The 19,501-nt window shown below is 70.6% G+C and carries 15 protein-coding genes and 1 pseudogene; 10 read left to right on the top strand and 6 right to left on the bottom strand.

All coding sequences use genetic code 11. The annotated features are described in order from the left end of the window. The first annotated feature begins 165 nt into the window (after positions 1-165). From ACWCWD_RS21290 to mmsB, 4 genes are all read left to right on the top strand, one after another. The gene (locus ACWCWD_RS21290) at positions 166-339 is read left to right on the top strand and encodes a hypothetical protein (protein ID WP_450774509.1); all 174 of its coding nucleotides are present in this window, start codon (positions 166-168) and stop codon (positions 337-339) included. Positions 340-999: 660 nt separating this feature from the next. After that, positions 1,000-2,109: a multiple monosaccharide ABC transporter substrate-binding protein gene (chvE, locus tag ACWCWD_RS21285; RefSeq protein ID WP_450774507.1), complete on the top strand. Its 1,110-nt coding sequence runs from the start codon at positions 1,000-1,002 to the stop codon at positions 2,107-2,109. A 68-nt stretch (positions 2,110-2,177) separates the two neighbouring features. Next, positions 2,178-3,749, top strand: a complete 1,572-nt coding sequence (mmsA, locus tag ACWCWD_RS21280) for a multiple monosaccharide ABC transporter ATP-binding protein (RefSeq protein ID WP_450774532.1) — start codon at positions 2,178-2,180, stop codon at positions 3,747-3,749. Further along, complete coding sequence (gene mmsB, locus ACWCWD_RS21275) at positions 3,746-4,990, top strand: multiple monosaccharide ABC transporter permease (RefSeq protein WP_450774505.1); 1,245 nt, start codon at positions 3,746-3,748, stop codon at positions 4,988-4,990. The genes mmsA and mmsB overlap by 4 nt, the downstream gene beginning before the upstream one ends. A gap of 135 nt (positions 4,991-5,125) precedes the next feature. Here mmsB and ACWCWD_RS21270 read toward each other — a convergent pair whose 3' ends face one another. After that, positions 5,126-6,208 (bottom strand): response regulator, encoded by a 1,083-nt coding sequence (locus ACWCWD_RS21270; RefSeq protein ID WP_450774503.1) that lies wholly within the window; start codon positions 6,206-6,208, stop codon positions 5,126-5,128. After that, positions 6,201-6,422, bottom strand: coding sequence for a hypothetical protein (locus tag ACWCWD_RS21265; protein ID WP_450774501.1), 222 nt, complete (start codon positions 6,420-6,422; stop codon positions 6,201-6,203). The genes ACWCWD_RS21270 and ACWCWD_RS21265 overlap by 8 nt, the downstream gene beginning before the upstream one ends. 605 nt (positions 6,423-7,027) lie before the next feature. Between ACWCWD_RS21265 and ACWCWD_RS21260 the strand changes: the two genes are divergently transcribed. Beyond that, positions 7,028-8,245 carry an oxygenase MpaB family protein gene (locus ACWCWD_RS21260; RefSeq protein ID WP_450774499.1) on the top strand — a complete coding sequence of 406 codons (1,218 nt, stop codon included), beginning with the start codon at positions 7,028-7,030 and terminating at the stop codon, positions 8,243-8,245. A gap of 55 nt (positions 8,246-8,300) precedes the next feature. On the opposite strand, the gene ACWCWD_RS21255 is transcribed toward ACWCWD_RS21260, so the two are convergent. The 4 genes and pseudogenes from ACWCWD_RS21255 to ACWCWD_RS21240 form a co-directional block, all read right to left on the bottom strand. Further along, entirely contained in the window at positions 8,301-9,500 is a 1,200-nt protein-coding gene (locus tag ACWCWD_RS21255) for a TetR/AcrR family transcriptional regulator (protein WP_450774497.1), read from the bottom strand. Positions 9,501-9,622: 122 nt separating this feature from the next. After that, positions 9,623-10,714, bottom strand: a complete 1,092-nt coding sequence (locus ACWCWD_RS21250) for an NAD(P)-dependent alcohol dehydrogenase (protein WP_450774495.1) — start codon at positions 10,712-10,714, stop codon at positions 9,623-9,625. Between the two features lie 137 nt (positions 10,715-10,851). Then, positions 10,852-11,316, bottom strand: a pseudogene (locus ACWCWD_RS21245) (DUF4334 domain-containing protein); the annotation flags it as partial. Between the two features lie 67 nt (positions 11,317-11,383). Continuing rightward, positions 11,384-12,121, bottom strand: coding sequence for a TetR/AcrR family transcriptional regulator (locus ACWCWD_RS21240; protein WP_450774493.1), 738 nt, complete (start codon positions 12,119-12,121; stop codon positions 11,384-11,386). A gap of 417 nt (positions 12,122-12,538) precedes the next feature. On the opposite strand from ACWCWD_RS21240, the gene ACWCWD_RS21235 reads away from it, so the two are divergent. The 5 genes from ACWCWD_RS21235 (at position 12,539) to ACWCWD_RS21215 (ending at position 19,463) form a co-directional block, all read left to right on the top strand. Next, entirely contained in the window at positions 12,539-13,693 is a 1,155-nt protein-coding gene (locus ACWCWD_RS21235) for a CaiB/BaiF CoA transferase family protein (RefSeq protein ID WP_450774491.1), read from the top strand. Further along, positions 13,693-14,718 (top strand): LLM class F420-dependent oxidoreductase, encoded by a 1,026-nt coding sequence (locus ACWCWD_RS21230; protein WP_450774489.1) that lies wholly within the window; start codon positions 13,693-13,695, stop codon positions 14,716-14,718. Before ACWCWD_RS21235 ends, ACWCWD_RS21230 begins: the two co-directional genes overlap by 1 nt. After that, positions 14,715-15,863 (top strand): acyl-CoA dehydrogenase family protein, encoded by a 1,149-nt coding sequence (locus ACWCWD_RS21225; protein ID WP_450774487.1) that lies wholly within the window; start codon positions 14,715-14,717, stop codon positions 15,861-15,863. Before ACWCWD_RS21230 ends, ACWCWD_RS21225 begins: the two co-directional genes overlap by 4 nt. Before the next feature lie 165 nt (positions 15,864-16,028). Beyond that, positions 16,029-17,243, top strand: coding sequence for an acetyl-CoA C-acetyltransferase (locus tag ACWCWD_RS21220; protein ID WP_450774485.1), 1,215 nt, complete (start codon positions 16,029-16,031; stop codon positions 17,241-17,243). A 45-nt stretch (positions 17,244-17,288) separates the two neighbouring features. Then, complete coding sequence (locus ACWCWD_RS21215) at positions 17,289-19,463, top strand: 3-hydroxyacyl-CoA dehydrogenase NAD-binding domain-containing protein (protein ID WP_450774483.1); 2,175 nt, start codon at positions 17,289-17,291, stop codon at positions 19,461-19,463. Positions 19,464-19,501 lie beyond the last annotated feature (38 nt).

Below are 19,501 nucleotides of genomic sequence, written 5' to 3'. Positions count from 1 at the left end.
GGCGCCCGCGGTCACCGCGGGCGCCGCCCGGAGCCGTTTCACGCCTGTTCCCACGGGTACTGCCGTCCGACCTGCTCGGCACCCGACCCCTGGTCCGGCCTCCTCCGTGCGCGCTCCCCGATGCTGGGGGAGGATGGAAGGGAGCCGAGCCAAGGAGGAAGGACCGTGGGAAACACAGAAAAGGGAATGAGCGATCAGCACGGTCTCTACGAAGACACCCCTTCCCAGGCGGAGGGGGAGCGCGACGAGTCCGCGGACGTGGCCCGTTCCGGTGACGCCGTTCACCCGATGGCGGCCAGGACCGAACCTTCGCAGGCCGAGGGTGAGCGTACGGACTGATCGCGGACTGATCGCCGTCGGCGCGGCAGGAGAGACGGGCGAGGCCAGGGGGCCGGGCGAGGTCAGGAGGGCCGGGTTCCCGGCGGGCCGGGGTGCAGGCCGCTCGTCGAGTCCCACTGCGGAAATCGTCGGCTACGGAGCGGCCGATGACACACACGCTCCCGCATACGCTCGCGCGCGGCTGATCCTGGACCACGGCTGCGAACACGCCTCCGGGTATGCCTGCTTGGTCTTCGGCCCCCCGGATGGCCACCGTGACATGCGAAGTCGCCCCTGCGGACCAGGTGTTCGTGGGGTTGTCGTTCATCTCCCGGGTTTCTGAGTCTACTTCGCGGCGCAGCTGCCTGTTCGCCGGCGGTCCACCCGAGGTGTGCCGCCACCCCGTGCGCCCGTCGACCGTCGTCGACGGGCGCACGCTTTCTGCGGGATGCGCCGGTTTGCCTCCCCACTCCCTGCTTACGGCTGTGTATCGACGCGAGAAAAACTCCAACGCCTCTTGTACGACCCTGTTGTGAGCGCTAACAATCGAGCTCTGCCGGGGACTTCTGGACCTCGGCCGCCAAGCCGGGACGACGCCGTCCAGTGGCGCGAGCACGCTTGCTGTCGCCGAGGCCGTTCCGGACCGAGCCGCCTCGACGACGGGAATGCCAGGTAACGCCCATGACGAAACTCCGATCCGCATACGCCCTGCTGGCCGTGACCACCGGTTGTGCCCTGCTCCTGACCGCTTGCGGGCAGAGCAGCGAGGGAGGCAGCGAGGAGTCGAAGGACAAGAAGGAACTGACCATCGGCATCGCCATGCCCACCAAGTCCTCCGAGAGGTGGATCGCCGATGGCAAGAACATGACCACGAGTCTGAAGAAGGCCGGCTTCGCCACGACGCTGCAGTACGGCGAGGACGACCCCGACCAGCAGGTCGCCCAGATCGAGAACATGATCACCCAGGGCGTCGACGCCCTCGTCGTGGCCGCCATCAACGGCGAGGCGCTCTCCAACGTCCTGCAGCAGGCGGCCGACGCCGATATTCCGGTCATCTCCTACGACCGGCTCATCCTGGGCTCCGACCACGTCGACTACTACGCCTCCTTCGACAACGAGAAGGTCGGCGAGCTCCAGGCCACGTACATCGTCGACAAGCTGGGTCTGAAGGACGGCGCGAAGAAGGGCCCCTTCAACATCGAGCTGTTCGCCGGGTCCAACGACGACAACAACACCAAGTACTTCTTCAACGGCGCCATGAAGGTGCTCAAGCCCTACTTCGACAAGAAGCAGTTGGTCGTCCGTTCCAAGCAGACGCAGCTCAACCAGGTCACCACCCTGCGCTGGGACGGAGGAACGGCGCAGAAGCGCATGGACGACCTGCTGACCTCCGCCTACTCCACCGCCCGGGTGGACGCCGTGCTCTCCCCGTACGACGGCATCTCCATCGGCATCCTGTCCGCCCTGAAGTCCGACGACTACGGAAGCACCGCCAAGCCGCTGCCGATCGTCACCGGCCAGGACGCGGAGGTCGCCTCCGTGAAGTCGATCATCGCGGGCGAGCAGACCCAGACCGTCTACAAGGACACCCGCGCCCTCGCCAAGGTCGCCGCGGACATGGTGTCCGCCGTCCTCGACGGGAAGAAGCCCGAGACCAACGACGACACCACGTACGACAACGGCAAGAAGGTCGTCCCGGCCTACCTGCTCGACCCGATCAGCGTCGACAAGTCGAACTACCAGAAGGTCCTGGTCGACTCCGGCTACATCGACGCCAAGGAGCTGGGGTGACCCCCGCCGCTGCCCACCCCTCCGAGGTGCCCGCCCCGGCCCCGCCCCCGGGCGGACCCGTCCTGGAGATGCGGTCCATCGTCAAGACCTTCCCCGGGGTCAGAGCACTGTCGGAGGTGACCCTCTCCGTGGCGCACGGAGAGGTGCACGCCCTGTGCGGCGAGAACGGCGCCGGCAAGTCGACGCTCATGAAGGTGCTGTCCGGTGTCCACCCGCACGGCACCTACGAGGGCGAGATCGTCTTCGACGGCGAGCCGTGCCGCTTCAAGGACATCCGGGCCAGCGAACGGCGCGGCATCGTCATCATCCACCAGGAACTCGCCCTGGTTCCCCACCTGTCGATCGCCGAGAACATCTTCCTCGGCAACGAACCGTCCCGGCGGGGCATCATCGACTGGCGTGAGGCGCTGCGCCGTGCCTCCGCCCTGCTCAAGCGGGTCGGACTCGACGAACACCCCGAGACCCGGGTCGCCGACATCGGGGTCGGCAAGCAGCAGCTCGTGGAGATCGCGAAGGCCCTGGCGAAGGACGTACGGCTGCTCATCCTCGACGAGCCCACCGCCGCGCTCAACGACGAGGACAGCGCCAAACTGCTGCGACTGATGGGGGAGTTGAAGGGGCAGGGCATCACCTCGATCATCATTTCGCACAAGCTGAACGAGATCGCCAGGATCGCCGACTCCGTCACCATCCTGCGCGACGGGCGCTCCATCGAGACCCTGGACGTCAGGGACCCGGCCACCACCGAGGAACGCATCATCCGCGGCATGGTGGGACGGGACCTCGACAGCCGTTTCCCCGACCGCACGCCGTACGAGGGTGCGGCCGACACGGAACCGGCCCTGGAGATCCGCGACTGGACCGTGCGTCACCCCCTCGACCGCAGCCGCAAGGTGGTCGACGGGGTCTCCCTCAAGGTCCGCCGCGGGGAGATCGTCGGCATCGCCGGGCTCATGGGCGCGGGCCGGACCGAGCTCGCGATGAGCGTGTTCGGCCGCTCCTACGGCCACTACGAGCACGGCTCCGTCCTGAGGGACGGCCGCGAGGTGCGGACGCGGACGGTTCCCGAGGCGGTCGCGGGCGGCATCGCGTACGTCACCGAGGACCGCAAGCACTACGGCCTCGACCTCGGGGACACGGTGAGCCGGAACATCTCGCTCGCCTCCCTCGGCTCCCTCGCCCGGCGGGGCGTCGTGGACGCCCACGAGGAGCGCAAGGTCGCCGAGCGCTACCGGCGGACCATGAACATCAAGGCCCCGAACGTCCTCGAACCGGTCGGGCGGCTCTCCGGCGGCAACCAGCAGAAGGTCGTCCTGAGCAAGTGGATCCTTGCCGGGCCGGACGTGCTGATCCTCGACGAGCCCACCCGAGGGGTCGACGTCGGAGCCAAGTTCGAGATCTACACCGTGATCAACCGGCTCGCCGCCGAGGGCAAGGCGATCCTCTTCATCTCCTCCGAGCTGCCCGAACTGCTCGGCATGTGCGACCGCATCTACACCATGGCCGCCGGGCGGCTCACCGGCGAGGTGTCCCGCGAGGACGCCACCCAGGAAGTGCTGATGCGGCACATGACCCGGGACACCCCCGCACCACCGGCAGTCACCGCAGGTGCCACCCCCAGCGAAGGACACCAGGCATGAGCACCGACGTCAGCACGAACACGACCACGCAGGCGCCACCGGGCGGCGGCAACGGGTCCACCGCGGGATCGACGGGCCGGGTCCTCCTGGACGGCGTACGGCGCAACATGCGCCAGTACGGGATGCTCTTCGCCCTCGGCCTGATCGTGCTCCTGTTCGAGATCTGGACGGGCGGCGACCTCCTGCTGCCGCGCAACGTCTCCAACCTGGTGCTGCAGAACAGCTACATCCTCATCCTGGCCATCGGCATGATGATCGTCATCATCGCCGGGCACATCGACCTGTCGGTGGGCTCCCTGATGGCCCTGGTGGGCGGCATAGGGGCCGTGCTCATGGTCGAGCACCACGTCTCCTGGCCCGTCGCGGTGGTGCTCACCCTGCTGCTGGGGGCCGCCGCCGGCGCGCTCCAGGGCTTCTTCATCGCCTACGTCGGCATCCCGTCGTTCATCGTGACCCTCGCGGGCATGCTGCTGTTCCGCGGACTCACGGAGATCTTCCTCAAGGGACAGACGCTCGGCCCGTTCCCCGAGGGGCTGCAGAAGGCCGCCAACGGGTTCCTGCCCGAGGTGGGCCCGGAGACCAACTACCACAACATCACCCTGCTGCTGGGGCTGGGACTGGCCGCGTACGTGGTGCTCCAGGAGGTACGCGACCGCCGGCGCCAGCGCGAGTTCACCCTGGAGACGCTCCCCACGGGCCTGTTCGTGCTGAAGACGACGGCGCTGGTCGCCGCGGTCCTGGTCACGACCCTGCTGCTCGCCAGCTACAAGGGCGCGCCCGTGGTGCTGCTGATCCTGGCCGTGCTGCTGGTCGGCTTCGGATACGTGATGCGCAACGCCGTGATCGGACGCCATGTGTACGCGATCGGCGGGAACCTGCCGGCCGCGAAGCTGTCCGGAGTGAGGGACAAGAAGGTGACCTTCGCGGTCTTCCTCAACATGGGGATGCTCGCGGCGCTCGCCGGCCTCGTCTTCGCGGCGCGCTTCAACGCGGCCTCGCCGAAGGCGGGCGTGAACTTCGAACTCGAGGCCATCGCGGCCGCGTTCATCGGTGGTGCGTCGATGAGCGGTGGTGTCGGAACCGTACTGGGAGCCATCATCGGCGGCCTGGTCCTCGGCGTGCTCAACAACGGCATGAACCTGGTCGGAGTGGGGACCGACTGGCAGCAGGTCATCAAGGGCCTCGTGCTGCTGGCGGCGGTCGGCTTCGACGTGTGGAACAAGCGGAGGGCGGGAGCCTGATCCCGCCGTGACACGGCTGTGCCCGCCGGTTCGTCCACCGGCGGGCACAGCCGTGTAGTCCCCCTTCGACGCGTCGGTCGTTCTCGGCCGTGATGCGCCGGGTACCGGACCCGGAGAGCCCGGTACCCGTACGCGTCAGGCGGGGTGCCCCACCCTCCGTTCGAGGTGGATCTCGGTGAAGACGGCGACCTTGGCGCGCAGGGCCCACGGATCGAAGGGCTTGCTGATGTAGTCGACCGCACCGGCCGCGTACCCACGTGCGGTGTGCTCGGGATCAATGCCCATCGCGGTGAGGAAGATGATCGGCACGTCCCTGTTCCGCGGCCGGCGCTTGATGTGGGCGGCGGTCTCGTAACCGTCCATCTCGGGCATCTGGACGTCCATGATGATGACCGCGAAATCGTCGTGGTGGAGCAGCGCCTTGAGCGCCTCCCGCCCCGAGGAGACGGTGACGAGCTCCTGGTCCAGCGTCTCCAGCACCGCCGTCATGGCCATCAGATTGTCGGGCTGGTCGTCCACCACGAGAACCTTCGGCAGGGGCTTGGGCTGCGCCTTGGCCAGAGCCGCTGGGCGCTCGACTGCCTCCAACTGGCGCTCCAGCAGGTCACAACGGGCATCCGCCGCGGCCTGCTGCTCCTGCGCCGCGTGGAGCTGGGACCGGAGCCGTGCCACCTCCTTCCGCAGGGCGTCCCGTTCCTCCAGCAACTCCGAGGCGTGGGAGTGCGCGGAGAGCAACTGACCCGCGCGCTCGCGCTCGGCGACGAGAGTCGCCTCCATCTGGTTCAGCCGCACCTCCAGGTCGGCGATGCGTGTCACGCGGTCCAGCAGCGCGTCCTCGATCACGTCGCCGCGCACGCTGGAGCGCCGGGAATCCCGGTCGGCATCGGCCAGCTGCTGCTCGATGATCTCCGCCGCGTGTTTGGGGGAGGGCCCCGCATCGACCGCCGACCCGTAGAGGTCGCGTACGAGGTCGATGGTCGCCGCGGTGGCGGTGGTTCCGCGGTGCTCGGCGAGGTCGGTGAACAGATCCATGATCACCACCCAGGGGGGTAAGCGGGTTCCGTTGAGGTAACGGGAGAACGTTCCCGGATCGCGTTGGCGCCTCGCCGCGTATCTGCGTACCGAGACCTCCAGCCCTTGGAAGAGCTCTCTCAGGGCCTCGGCGAGTGCCCGCGACTCCTGCGTCAGGTCCTGGCCGAGAGGCCGCAGTTCACCCATGGTTGTGGTCCTCCGTACGAGCGTCGGTGGATTCGGCGGATGCGATCAGCCGGTCGAAGAAGGGGATGGCGAGCCCGGCGACGCCGAGACCGGCCAGCACGCTGCGCGGGGAGCCTTCCCCCGCCAGCCAGGAGAGCGTCCCGGCCACCAGGCCGCTGAGCGCGGCCAGGAGAAAGATCAGTGCCGTTCTGAGCGGCAACAGTGAGCGATTCACACGAACCTCCATGGTTTGCCCCGCCGTTGCGGGGTGTCCATCCCACTCCAACTCGCGTCGGGGGGTGACGAACAGAATGGAGTGTCGCCGAACTGTTGCGTTACCTGATCAAGTTGAGGGCAACGGGAAGGGCTGTTGCACAGCAGGTGGATTCCTGAGCGACCGGCGGTTCTCGCAGCTCAGGGCATGGGCCATGACCGGTGTTGCCAGTTGTGAGCCGCGCAACGTTGGCGACCGCGTGCCGCGAGCGGCCAGGCCCCCCGAACGCCGCCCGGCGTACCCGCGCGCCGGGACGGACAGGGCGAGGAGGAGCGCCACCGCGCCGAGGCCCACGGCCCGCTCTCGGAGGCCCCCGCCGTCCGCAACGTCCCGTCGACGCCGGGAAAGCAGCGCTTCCCGAGTCGCTGCGAAGGCCAACCGGCCCACTGCGGAACGACATTGGCGAAGAGCCCCTCCGTCACCACCATTGCCGACGGCAACGCACCTCGCTATGTTAATCGGAAATCACATCGGTGTGACACGGTCCATCAGGTGTTGACCACTCAACTTGCAAGTCTGCGAAGCGACTCGAAGCCAACTGACCCATCAGGGGAGCAGGTAAGTCAATGGATAATCTCAGCAGGCGAAAGATGCTGTCGCTCGGCGTGGCCCTAGGTCTCGTGGGGGTGGCCAACCCCGCCCAGGCGTGGGCGGCGGCGGGCTCGACGACCGGAACCGCGGGGACGACCGGAACCGCGGCGGGTACCGGTCCGGCGTGGATCTGGGACGACCTGGCGGATCCGCTGATAGCCTCGATGGTCGACAACGGCCATGTGCCGGCGATCAACAGCGCGTGGGCGTCCTGGGTGAACAACGGCGACCCGCTGCCCACCGGCGTGCCGGCCGAGTTCACCTCGTACCTGCAGCAGGTCAACCGGCTGCCCTCCTGGGCCGACCCCGTCAAACTGGCCCGCGCCGCCGACTTCAACCGGCGCAGGGACACGTACCTCTTCATGCTGTACGGACTGGGCGGCGGGATCATGAGTACGGTGATCCCGCGCGAGGCCAAGAGCGTCTACTGGTCCGCCGGCGGCGCCAACATGCAGGACAGGGCGGCCAAGACGTTCACCTTCGGCTACGACCTCTCCCAGCTGGGGGCCTTCGAGCCGACGGGACAGTTCGTCGTCACCGCCAACAAGACACGCGTGGTGCACGCCGCGGTACGCCACCTGCTGCCGCAGTCACCGCACTGGCGGGCGGTCTCCGACGAGACCGTACCGATCAGCGCTGCCGACATCCTGGTGACCTTCCACAGTCTCGGCACCTACGTGCACCGGAAGTTGCTGGAGTGGAAGGTCCCGTTCCCGGCCGCGGACCAGGAGGCGTTCCTGCACTCGTGGCAGGTCGCCGTCCACCTGCTCGGCGTGCCGGACGAGTACATTCCGCAGACCTGGGCGGCCGCCGAGGCCCAGTCGGCACAGGTACTCACCCCGATCCTCACCCCGTCGACCGAAGGCATCGCCCTGGCCGAGGAGTTGCTCGGTCTGACCGCACAGATCGACCTCGGCGTCACACGCGGATTCCTGAACGAGTTCGTGCGCTACGTTCTCAGCGACCAGGTCGGCGACTGGCTGGGGCTGAAACGCGACTACGTGTCGGCGGCCCTCGTCCGCACCGCGTGGCCGGCGTACATCCTCTTCCGTGAGGGGCTGTCGCCCATCATGCCCGGCAGTTTCTACGTGTTCGACCAGTTCGTACGCGCCCTGGCCATGCTCTTCCTCAACAAGGGCACCTCAGGCAACACCACGCCCATCACGATCCCCACCGGAAACAGGCCGGGCTGAGCCGTCTCTCGCACCACGCTGCCGCTGGGTCTGTGAACTCGCTGGGTCCGTGAGCTCACAGGCCCAGGGCGCTCACGACCAGGGTGGTCACGGCCTCACGGTGGTCGGGGGTGTCCTGCCAGCGGAACTTCCGTCCGGCCTCCACCGCCACACCGAATCCGGCGTGCACCAGCACCCGCGCCTGACGCGGGTCCAACTCCGGCCGGGCCAGCCGCAACTGCTGCTCCCAGACGGCGATGTGTTCCCGCTGCGCGAGGACCAGAGGCCGCCGAAGTCCCGTCGGCAGGCCGGCGACTTCGGCCTCCGCGACGCTGTTGAGCTCGGTGTACTCGAAGCTGTAGGCCACGTACGTCGCCGCCAGCGCGACGATGGCATCGAACGGGCCCGCCACCTCGCGCAGGCTCCGCTCCACTCCCTGGGCCAGCAGCCCCGCCGCCTGGAGGCAGGCCGCCGCCAGGATGTCGATCTTGCCCGGGTAGTGGCGGTAGAGCGCGGACGGGGTCAGCCCCACCGCCTCCGCGATCTGCCCGTTCGTGACGCTGACGAACCCGTCCCGGGCGAACAGCGGGATGGCGGCCGCGAGGATCTCCGCGCGCCGGGTGCGCGGCACCGGCTGGGCGGGCAGCTCCACCACGAGGTGCGCACCCGGCGGCCCCGCCGCCGGACCGCTCGCCGCCACCCGCAGCGCGGACGTCAACAGGAGCTCCTCCGCCCGGCGTTGGGCGATGGACGTGTGATGCATCGTGATGGACCCGATCGCACCGAGAGCCGCCATGGCCCGCAGCCGCTCGTCGGGCCGCGGATGCTCGCGCTGCACCGCTTCGTCCACCCGCTCGGCGAGACGGTCGAACTTCGCCGCGAGTCGCCGACGGTCCTCGCGGCTGAGGTAGCGGGCCTCCCACCGGTAGACGCCGCCCGACGCGCGATGGGCGACGGTGACCCGGGTGACGGCGGCGAGCACATCCGCCAACGCCGCCCCCGGCGGCACCGCGTCGAGTGCGGTGACCAGCCCGTCCACCATGACGTCGGCGCACGCCGCGAACAGCGCGTACTTGTTCGGAAAATGCCGGTACAGGGCAGCCGCGGTGATACCCACGCCGGCCGCGACCTCCTCCATGGACGCCGCGTGGTAGCCGCGCTCGCTGAAGACCCGCCCGGCCGCCTCGACGATGAGCTGCCGGCGGTTGCGGGGCCGGGTGGCCCCGGTCGGATCGGTGGTCGCGGCCGAACGGGCGGACGGGGAGGCGGAGGCCATGCGGAGCAGTCAATCACACGCCGTCAGCGGGCCGGACCCCCCGAGGCGGTGTCCGCGGGGGGTGACTTCCGGATCACTTCCGGCGGTGGTCCACGTTCCGCCGGGGGCATTCGTAACGGCCGTCAGGCGAAGGTGAGGACCGGCTTGACCACGCTGCCGTCCCGCATGGCGGCCACCGCCGCCTCGATCTCCTCGAACGGGAACGTGGTGACCAGCCGGTCGATCGGGAACAGGCCGCGCCGGTACAGGCCGATCAGCTCGGGGACGAAGCGACCGGGGTCGGAGTCGCCCTCGATCACCCCGTGGACGCGGACGCCCTTGGCGAGCAGGCCCATCACGTCGAACGTCACCTCGCCGCCGAGGCCGAGGAGGGCGAGTTCACCGCGCGGGCGCAGTGCGCCGACGGCCAGGCGGGCCATCTCCGGACGGCCGGTGGTCTCCACGACGTAGTGCGCACCGCCGCCGGTGAGTTCGCGCAACGCAGCCACCAGGCCGCCCCCGGGCGCCACGGCTGCCTTCGCGCCGAGCTCCACCGCGAGGGCGCGCCGGGAGGCGACCGGGTCGACGGCCACCACCGGATCGCAGCCCACGGCCACCGCCGCCATCAGCGCGCTCATGCCGACCCCGCCTGCGCCCAGGACGACCAGCGAGGAGCCCGGTCCGGGGCGCAGCCGGTTGAGCACGGTGCCCGCGCCCGTCTGGCCGCCGCAGCCCAGCGGCGCGGCGACCTCGGCCGGCAGATCGGGGGGAACCCCGACCATGCCGCGCTCGTGGACGACGGCGTACGTCGCGAAGCTGGACTGGCCGAAGAAGCCCGCCCGGAGCGGCCGGCCGTCGAGGGTGAGCGGAGTGGTGCCGTTGGCGCGTCCGCCGGAGAAGTTCAGGGCACGCGCGGCGTGGCAGTACGCCGGGTGGCCCGCCGCGCACTCCCCGCAGGCTCCGCAGCTGGCGAAGGTGAGGCAGACGCGGTCGCCCGGCGCGACGCCGGTCACCTCCCCGCCGACCGCCTCGACCAGCCCGGTGCCCTCGTGGCCGAAGACCATCGGGGTGAGCTGCCGGGGCCAGGCGTCCCGCATCCCCAGGTCGGTGTGGCACACGCCCACCGCGGTCATCCTCACCAGCGCCTCACGCGGCCCGGGGCCCCCGAGCTCCGCGTCCCGGACGACGAACGGTGCGCCCGGCGCCTCCACGACCGCGGCACGGACGCGCCTCACGATCCCTCGGCGGTGAGCGGGACCTCGGCGTTACGCGGTGCGTCCGCGACGAGCGGGACCTCGGCGTCACGCGGTGCGTCCGGGGCGAGCGGGACCTCGGGAGCGAGCGGGGGGTCCGCGACGAGCCGCACCTCGGGGGCGCGCTCCAGGTAGAAGTAGTAGAAGGGGCCCTCGGCCGGGACGCCCTTGGCGTTCATGATCCCCATCAGAGTGGTGTCGTCCACCTGCTTGAAGTGGTCGAAGACCGGCCGGCCGTCGTAGACCATGGTGGCCGTCGCCTCACCCCGGAACTCGACGGTCCACAAGCTGGCCTCGCCCTGGCCGAGTTCGAGGTTGGAGTACAGCTCGCCCGCCGCGTTGCGGCAGACCAGCGGCTTGGCGTCGTGCACGGAGACGAACGACTTGCCGTACCAGCCGGCCTTGGCCAGCATGCCGTCGAGGTGGTGGCCGGTGCGGAACTCGCCGCCCTTCCAGCCGCCGAGGATCTCCTCGGGGCGGACGGTGTCCAGCACCGCCCAGACGGAGTCGAGTTCGAGCGGGTCGACCAGACCGTCCCGCTCCCGGAGTTCCTGGAAACGGGCGCGGGCTTCGAGCGTGTTCATGCGGGTGTCCTCTCGTCGGTACCGGGCCGTGGAGGTGCGGCCATGGTGTCGGGCGGGTGCCACCGGATCATCGGGAAGAGCGCGGAGACGAGCCCCCGGCTCCGGCGGCCCGCGCGGGGGAAGGGGGCCGGATCGCAGTACGCCGGGGGAACGCGAGCGAGGGGTCGCCGGTGACGGCCCCGGGGTGGCCCAGGGTGCCGAGGCACAGCAGTACGTGGCGCTCGGCGACCTCTTCCGCGGTGAGCGGGCCGTCCTCGCGGAACCAGTTGGCGACCCCCTGGCACATGACGAGGACCGAACGCACCGCGTCGGCCGGGAACGGCGTGGTGAACACGCCCTTCGCCCGGCCCGTCTCGACCGTGTCCAGCAGCATGTGCTCCAGGTAGTCGCGCAGGGCCACGTAACGGGCCCTGTTCTCCGGCTCCAGGCTGCGTATCTCGGTGTCCAGGAAGGCCAGCCGCCGGCGGTGGGCCATGGAGAGCACGATCGACTCCACCATGCCGCAGATGCGCGCCAGCGGATCGTCCCCGGCCTCCCCGGCGGCGGCCCGGCAGCGGTCCAGGACGTCCTTGATGGACGCCTCCAGGAGGGTGGTCAGCAGGGCCTGCTTGTTCGCGTAGTGGTAGTAGAGCGCGGGCACGGTGACACCGACCCGGCCGGCGATGTCCCGGACCGAAGTCCCGTGGTAGCCGTGCTCGTTGAAGGCTTCCATGGCGTGCCGCAGGATCGGGTGCAGTTCGAGCGGCCCGTAGGAGCGCCAGTGCTCCACCGGTGGCGCGGTGTCCTGGCTCGGCTCGGTGTTCAACGGCTCTCCCGGGGTCTTTCGGTCGCATCGTGCTGGGCTCGCGTTCCCCGGTGCCGCGCCTCGCGGCGTCGCCGTCGGTCGCCGACGCTCCGCGTCGGCTCCCGCCCCACGGCGCGCGGCACCGGACCCCGCTCCCCGGTCCGGCGTGATCCGGACGAAAGGCCGGGGCGGGGAGGCGATCGGCGACATCGTACGGCCGTGGCACCGAAACGGCTCCTCTCCGTTGCTTAGCGATCGATCAGGGAGACCTGGCGACCGATGTCCGGTCTGCTCTCACTTCCCCGGTATCGATCCACAAAAACTCGTGCTGCGCGAGGAGTTGACCGACCGACGTTGCCCTCCTACGTTTTAGCGAACGCTCAGTAAGGTCCCGGTCGGGTGGCGACGAGAACGCCGTACCCGCCGAGAAAGGAACCCATGAGCCCTCACCCCTCGGACCAACCCGGCCGTGCCGCGACAGGCCCGCTGGACGGCGTGCGCGTGGTCGAACTGGCGGGGATCGGTCCCGGTCCGTTCGCCGCGATGCTCCTCGCCGACCTCGGCGCCGACGTGGTGCGTGTGGACCGCCCCGGCCCTTCGCCGCTCGGCGGCGATCCCGCCCGCGACCTGACCAACCGCAACAAACGCTCCGTCCTGATCGACCTCAAGTCCCCCGAAGGCCCGGAAACCGTAAGGGCGTTGGCGGCACGCGCCGATATCCTCGTGGAGGGGTACCGGCCCGGCGTCGCGGAGCGGCTCGGCGTCGGCCCCGAGGCGTGCATGGCCGCCAACCCCGCGCTGGTGTACGGCCGGATGACCGGCTGGGGCCAGCGGGGCCCCCTCGCGCCCATGGCCGGCCACGACATCGGCTACCTCGCCACCGCCGGCCCCCTGGCCATGATCGGCGCCCCAGACGGACCGCCGGTCCTCCCCGCCAACCTGCTCGGCGACTACGCGGGCGGCTCCCTCTATCTGGCCACCGGCGTCCTCGCCGCGCTGCTCACCGCCCGCGCCACCGGTCGCGGCCAGGTGGTGGACGCCGCCATCGTGGACGGCGCCGCACACCTCACCACCCTGTTCTGGGGGATGCTCGCCGAAGGAACCTGGCAGGACACCCGGGGCCGTAACCTCCTCGACGGCGGCTGCCCCTTCTACGGTGTGTACGAGACCGCCGACGGCGGCTGGATGGCGGTCGGCGCCCTGGAGCCCCCGTTCTACGCGGAGTTCGTCGCCCTGCTCGGCCTGGACGGCGCGGCCCTCCCGGACCGTGCCGACCCCCACAACTGGCCCGCGTTGCGGGCCGAGTTCACCGCCCGGTTCAAGACCGCCGGCCGTGAGGAGTGGACGGCCGTGTTCGAAGGCACCGACGCCTGCGTCGCACCGGTCCTCTCGCTGCGCGAGGCGGCCCGTCACCCGCACCTCGCCGGACGGGGCACCTACACCGAGTCGTACGGCATCACCCAGCCCGCTCCAGCCCCCCGCTTCTCCGACACCCCCGGCACCCTCCGGCTCCCGCCCGCCGTCCCCGGCGCGCACACCCCGGACGTGGCCCGCGACTGGGGCGTACCCGAACTGCTGAAGGAGAACCGCTGATGGAACTCTCCTCGCCCCTGGCATACGCCGGCGATCCGCGCGCCGCGGCCGACAGCGCCGCCGCCCTGGAGTCCGCGGGCCTCGACGCCGTCTGGGTGGCCGAGGCGTACGGCTTCGACTCCCCGACGGTCATGGGGTACCTCGCCGCGAAGACCGAGCGGATGCGGATCGGCTCGGCCATCCTCAACGTCTATTCGCGCACCCCCGCACTGATCGCCCAGACCGCGGCCGGCCTCGATGCCATCAGCGGGGGCCGCGCCCTCCTCGGCGTCGGCGCCTCCGGGCCGCAGGTCGTCGAGGGCTGGCACGGCCGCCGGTACGACCGCCCGCTGGGCCGCACCCGCGAGGTGATCGAACTGTCCCGGCGGATCTGGCGGCGCGAGGTGATCGAACACCGCGGCATCACCGAGCTGCCCCTGCCACCGGAGAAGGGACGCACCCCCGGCAAGCCGCTGAAGCTGCTGAACCACCCGGTCCGCGACACCATCCCGGTCTACCTCGCGGCGCTCGGCCCGGCCAACGTCAAGTTGGCCGCCGAGATCGCCGACGGCTGGCTGCCGTTCCTCTACGTCCCCGAGCGCGCCGCCGAGGTCTGGGGCCGGTCGCTGGCCGAGGGCGCCGCCGCGCGCGACCCCGCTCTCGGCCCGCTCTCGGTCGTGGCGGGCGGCCTGCTGGCCATCGGCGACGACGCGGAGGCGGTCCGCGACCTGATGCGTCCCACCGTCGCCCTCTACGTCGGCGGGATGGGCGCGCCCGGCCGCAACTTCTACCACGACCTGGTCTGCTCCTACGGCTACGAGTCCGCCGCGGCCGCCATCCAGGAGCACTACCTCGCGGGCCGCAAGAAGGACGCGGAGGCGGCCGTACCGGCGCGACTGCTGGAGCAACTCTGCCTGGCCGGCCCCGAGGGGCACGTACGCGACCGGGTCGAGGCCTTCCGCGAGGCCGGCGTGACCATGCTCAACGTCACGCCCGTCGGACCCGATCCCGCCCGGCTGATCGAGCATGTGAGGAACTGGCTGTGACACTCGTACGCGACCTGTACGGACCCGAACACGAGGCGTTCCGCGAGACGGTGCGGACCTTCCTCGCCAAGGAGTCGGCACCGCACCACGAACGCTGGGAGAAGAACGGCGTCGTGGACCGCGAGGTATGGCGCTCGGCGGGCCGCCAGGGCCTGCTGGGCATGGCCGTCGCCGAGGAGTACGGCGGCGGAGGGACCGACGACTTCCGCTACAGCGCAGTCCTCATCGAGGAGCTGGCCCGCGCGGGCGCCTCCGGACCTGCGCTGAGCCTGCACAACGACATCGTCGGGCCGTACCTGACCGGGCTCGCCGACGAGGAGCAGAAGCGCCGCTGGCTGCCCGGGTTCGTCTCCGGGGACCTCGTCACCGCCATCGCCATGACGGAACCCGGCGCCGGTTCCGACCTCCAGGGCATCCGCACCACCGCCACCGACCAGGGCGACCACTACCTGCTCAACGGGGCGAAGACCTTCATCTCCAACGGCATCCTCGCCGACCTCGTGATCGTCGTCGCCCGTACCACCCCGGAGGGCGGAAGCAGCGGACAGAGCCTGCTCGTCGTGGAGCGCGGCGCGCCCGGCTTCGAACGAGGCCGCAACCTCGACAAGATCGGCCAGAAGGCCCAGGACACCGCCGAGTTGTTCTTCGACGACGTGCGCGTCCCCAAGGAGAACCTGCTGGGCGAGGAGAACCGGGCCTTCGCCCACCTCATGGCCAACCTCGCCCAGGAGCGGCTGGCCATCGCGATCGGCGCCGCCGCCGGGGCCGAGCAGATCCTGGAGGTGACCACCCGGTACGTCAAGGAGCGCGAGGCGTTCGGCAGACCACTGGCGAAGCTCCAGCACATCCGCTTCGAGATCGCCGAAATGGCCACCGAGGCGGCGGTCACCCGCACCTTCCTGGACCGCTGCGTCCTGGACCACAGCCAGGGCCGGCTCGACGCGGTGCACGCGTCGATGGCCAAGTGGTGGGCCACCGAGCTGCAGAAGCGGATCGCCGACCGCTGCCTGCAACTCCACGGCGGTTACGGATACATGAGTGAGTTCCCGGTGGCCCGGGCGTTCCTCGACAGCCGCGTCCAGACCATCTACGGCGGCACCACCGAGATCATGAAGGAGATCATCGGCCGCTCGCTGCTCGGCTGAGCAGCGGCCGCCCCCCGGTACCGCCCTGCGCGCTCTCGGCTGAGCACGGGCAGCCCCCGGTACCGCCCTCCGCCCCGCCGCTCGACCGGGCACGGGCCGTCTCCCCCCGGTACCGCCCGTGCTCCGCGAGAGAACTCCTCCAGACCCGACAGGGAAGGCATCAAGGTGAGCACCGAAGCGTACGTGTACGACGCGATCCGCACTCCGCGCGGTCGCGGCAAGGCCGACGGGGCCCTGCACGGCACCAAACCGATCGACCTGGTCGTCGGCCTGATCCACGAGACCCTCCGCCGCTTTCCCGGGCTCGACCCGGCGGCGATCGACGACATCGTGCTCGGCGTGGTCAGCCCGGTCGGTGACCAGGGCGCCGACATCGCCCGTACCGCGGCCCTCCTCGCCGGCCTGCCGGAAACGGTGGCCGGCGTGCAACAGAACCGCTTCTGCGCCTCGGGTCTCGAAGCCGTCAACATGGCTGCGGCAAAAGTCCGTTCGGGGTGGGAGGATCTGGTGCTGGCGGGCGGCGTGGAATCCATGTCGCGCGTCCCGATGGGCAGTGACGGCGGCGCCTGGGCACTGGACCCGCGTACCAGCCACGAAACCGGCTTCGTCCCGCAGGGCATCGGCGCCGATCTGATCGCCACCCTGGAGGGCTTCACCCGGCGCGACGTGGACTCCTACGCGGCGCTGTCGCAGGAGCGGGCGGCCGCCGCGTGGAAGGACGGGCGCTTCGACCGCTCGGTCGTCCCCGTGCGGGACCGCAACGGACTGCCGGTCCTCGACCGGGACGAGCACCTCCGGCCCGGCACCACCGCCGACTCGCTCGCCGCCCTCACGCCCTCCTTCGCCGCCATCGGCGAGACGGGCGGCTTCGACGCGGTGGCGCTGCAGAAGTACCACCGGGTGGAGAGGATCGACCACGTCCACCACGCCGGAAACTCCTCCGGCATCGTCGACGGCGCGGCCCTGGTCGCCATCGGCAGCAAGGAGGCCGGTGAGCGCCACGGCCTGACCCCGCGCGCCCGGATCGTCTCCGCCGCGGTGTCCGGAGCCGAGCCCACCATCATGCTGACCGGCCCCGCCCCCGCCTCCCGCAAGGCGCTCGCCAAGGCCGGCCTGACCATCGACGACATCGACCTGGTCGAGATCAACGAGGCGTTCGCCGCCGTCGTCCTGCGCTACGTCCGGGACATGGGGCTGAGCCTGGACAGGGTCAACGTCAACGGCGGCGCCATTGCCCTGGGGCACCCCCTGGGCGCCACCGGCGCGATGATCCTCGGCACCCTCGTGGACGAACTGGAGCGCCGCGACCTCCGGTACGGGCTGGCCACCCTCTGCGTCGGCGGCGGCATGGGCATCGCCACCGTCGTCGAACGCCTCTGACCCGGCCGTCCCCCTCGCCCGCTCCCGCCTACGGAGAAGACACCCATGACCGAGAGCACGACCATCCGCTGGGAAGAGTCAGACGACCACGTCGTCACCCTCGTCCTGGACGATCCCGACCAGTCCGCCAACACCATGAACGCCGCGTTCATCGACTCGCTGGACGCCGTCGCGGCGCGGCTCTCGGCCGCCCGCGAAACCCTCCGCGGCGTCATCGTGACCTCCGCCAAGAAGAGCTTCTTCGCCGGAGGCGACCTGCACGACCTGATGTCCGTCACCCCGGAGACCGCCGGCGCCTCCTTCGAGGCCGGAATGCGCGTCAAGCGATCCCTGCGGATCCTGGAGACCCTGGGCAGGCCGGTCGTCGCCGCGATCAACGGCGCCGCCCTGGGCGGAGGTTACGAGATCGCCCTCGCCTGCCACCACCGCGTGGTGCTGGACGCGCCATCCGCCCGCGTCGGGCTCCCCGAAGTCACCCTGGGCCTGCTGCCGGGCGGCGGCGGAGTGACCCGCACGGTCCGCATGTTCGGGGTGGCCGACGCCTTGCGGAAGGTGCTCCTGGAAGGCACCCAGTACGGACCGGCGCGCGCCCTGGAAGCCGGACTGGTCGACGAGATCGCCGCCGACACCGGCGAACTCCTCAGCAGGGCACGGGCGTTCATCGACAGCCACCCCGCGTCCGCGCAGCCCTGGGACGCCCCCGGATACCGCATCCCCGGCGGCATCCCCACGGACCCCGCCTTCGCCGCCCAACTCCCCGCCCTCACAGCGCTACTGAAGAGCAGGACGAACGGCGCACCCAGCCCGGCCCCGCGCAACATCCTCGCCGCGGCCGTGGAGAGCTCCCAGGTCGACGTGGACACCTCCTTCGTGGTCGAAGCCCGGTACCTGACCGAACTGGTCACCGGGCAGATCACCAAGAACATGATCCAGGCGTTCTTCTTCGACCTGCAGGCGGTCAACCACGGCGCCCGCCGCCCGAAGGGCGTCGAGCCGCGCGAGGTGACCAGGGTGGCCGTACTCGGCGCGGGCATGATGGGCGCCGGCATCGCCTACTCCTGCGCCGCGGCGGGCATCGACGTCGTCCTCAAGGACGTCTCCGTCCAGGCGGCGGCGAAGGGAAGGAGCTACTCCGAGAAGCTCTGCGCCAAGGCCGTCGCGCGCGCCACGTCCACGCCGCAGAAGGCGCAGGCCCTGCTGGCCCGCATCACACCGACCGCCGACGTCCGGGACCTGGCCGGCTGCGACGTGGTGATCGAAGCGGTCTTCGAGGACACCGGCCTCAAGCACAAGGTGTTCCAGGAGATCAGGGACGTCGTCGCCCCCGACGCGCTGCTCTGCTCCAACACCTCCACCCTGCCGATCACCGTCCTCGCCGAGGGGGTGGAGCGGCCCCAGGACTTCATCGGCCTGCACTTCTTCTCGCCGGTCGACAGGATGCCGCTGGTCGAGATCATCAAGGGCGGGAAGACGGGGGACGAGGCCCTGGCGCGCGCCTTCGACCTGGTGCGCAGGATCAGGAAGACCCCGATCGTGGTCAACGACTCGCGCGGCTTCTTCACCTCCCGGGTCATCGGCCACTTCATCGACGAGGGCGTCGCCATGGTCGGCGAGGGCATCGACCCGGCCTCCGTCGAGCAGGCCGCGGCCCAGGCCGGCTACCCCGCCAAGGTCCTCAACCTGATGGACGAACTCACCCTCACCCTCCCGCGCAGGATCCGCGAGGAGACCCGGCGGGCGATCGAGGCATCGGGCCGCAGCTGGGAGCCGCACCCGGCGGACACGGTGGTGGACCGCATGATCGACGAGTTCGGCCGCCCGGGCCGGTCCGGCGGCGCGGGCTTCTACGACTACGTGGACGGCAGGCGCACCGGGCTCTGGCCGGGGCTGCGCGAGCACTTCACCGATCCCGCGAAGCAGCCCGCCGACCTGACCGGGATGAAGGAGCGGATGCTCTTCGTCGAGGCGCTGGACGCGGTGCGCTGCCTGGAGGAGGGCGTGCTGGTCTCGGTCGCGGACGCCAACATCGGCTCGCTGCTCGGCATCGGCTTCCCGCCGTGGACCGGCGGCGTACTCCAGTACATCAACGGCTACGAGGGCGGCCTGCCCGGCTTCGTGGCCCGGGCGCGGGAGCTGGCCGAGCAGCACGGCGAACGCTTCGCCCCGCCCGAGCTGCTGCTGCGCAAGGCCGAACAGGGCGAGACCTTCACCGACTCCTGACCGTTGCGGGACCGGCGGCGCGCCCATTCCGCCCGGAA

The sequence above is a fragment of the Streptomyces sp. NPDC001493 genome (assembly GCF_053597235.1).
Note: the sequence above shows the minus strand (reverse complement) of the source record. Positions and strands in the feature narration are given on the sequence as shown.

Bases quoted from the DNA above. Each gene is read 5' to 3' on its own strand.
- ACWCWD_RS21270 (WP_450774503.1), bottom strand. From the start codon at position 6,208: ATGGGTGAACTGCGGCCTCTCGGCCAGGACCTGACGCAGGAGTCGCGG.
- ACWCWD_RS21235 (WP_450774491.1), top strand. From the start codon at position 12,539: ATGAGCCCTCACCCCTCGGACCAACCCGGCCGTGCCGCGACAGGCCCG.
- ACWCWD_RS21230 (WP_450774489.1), top strand. From the start codon at position 13,693: ATGGAACTCTCCTCGCCCCTGGCATACGCCGGCGATCCGCGCGCCGCG.
- ACWCWD_RS21255 (WP_450774497.1), bottom strand. From the start codon at position 9,500: ATGGCCTCCGCCTCCCCGTCCGCCCGTTCGGCCGCGACCACCGATCCG.
- mmsB (WP_450774505.1), top strand. From the start codon at position 3,746: ATGAGCACCGACGTCAGCACGAACACGACCACGCAGGCGCCACCGGGC.
- mmsA (WP_450774532.1), top strand. From the start codon at position 2,178: ATGCGGTCCATCGTCAAGACCTTCCCCGGGGTCAGAGCACTGTCGGAG.
- ACWCWD_RS21260 (WP_450774499.1), top strand. From the start codon at position 7,028: ATGGATAATCTCAGCAGGCGAAAGATGCTGTCGCTCGGCGTGGCCCTA.
- chvE (WP_450774507.1), top strand. From the start codon at position 1,000: ATGACGAAACTCCGATCCGCATACGCCCTGCTGGCCGTGACCACCGGT.
- ACWCWD_RS21215 (WP_450774483.1), top strand. From the start codon at position 17,289: ATGACCGAGAGCACGACCATCCGCTGGGAAGAGTCAGACGACCACGTC.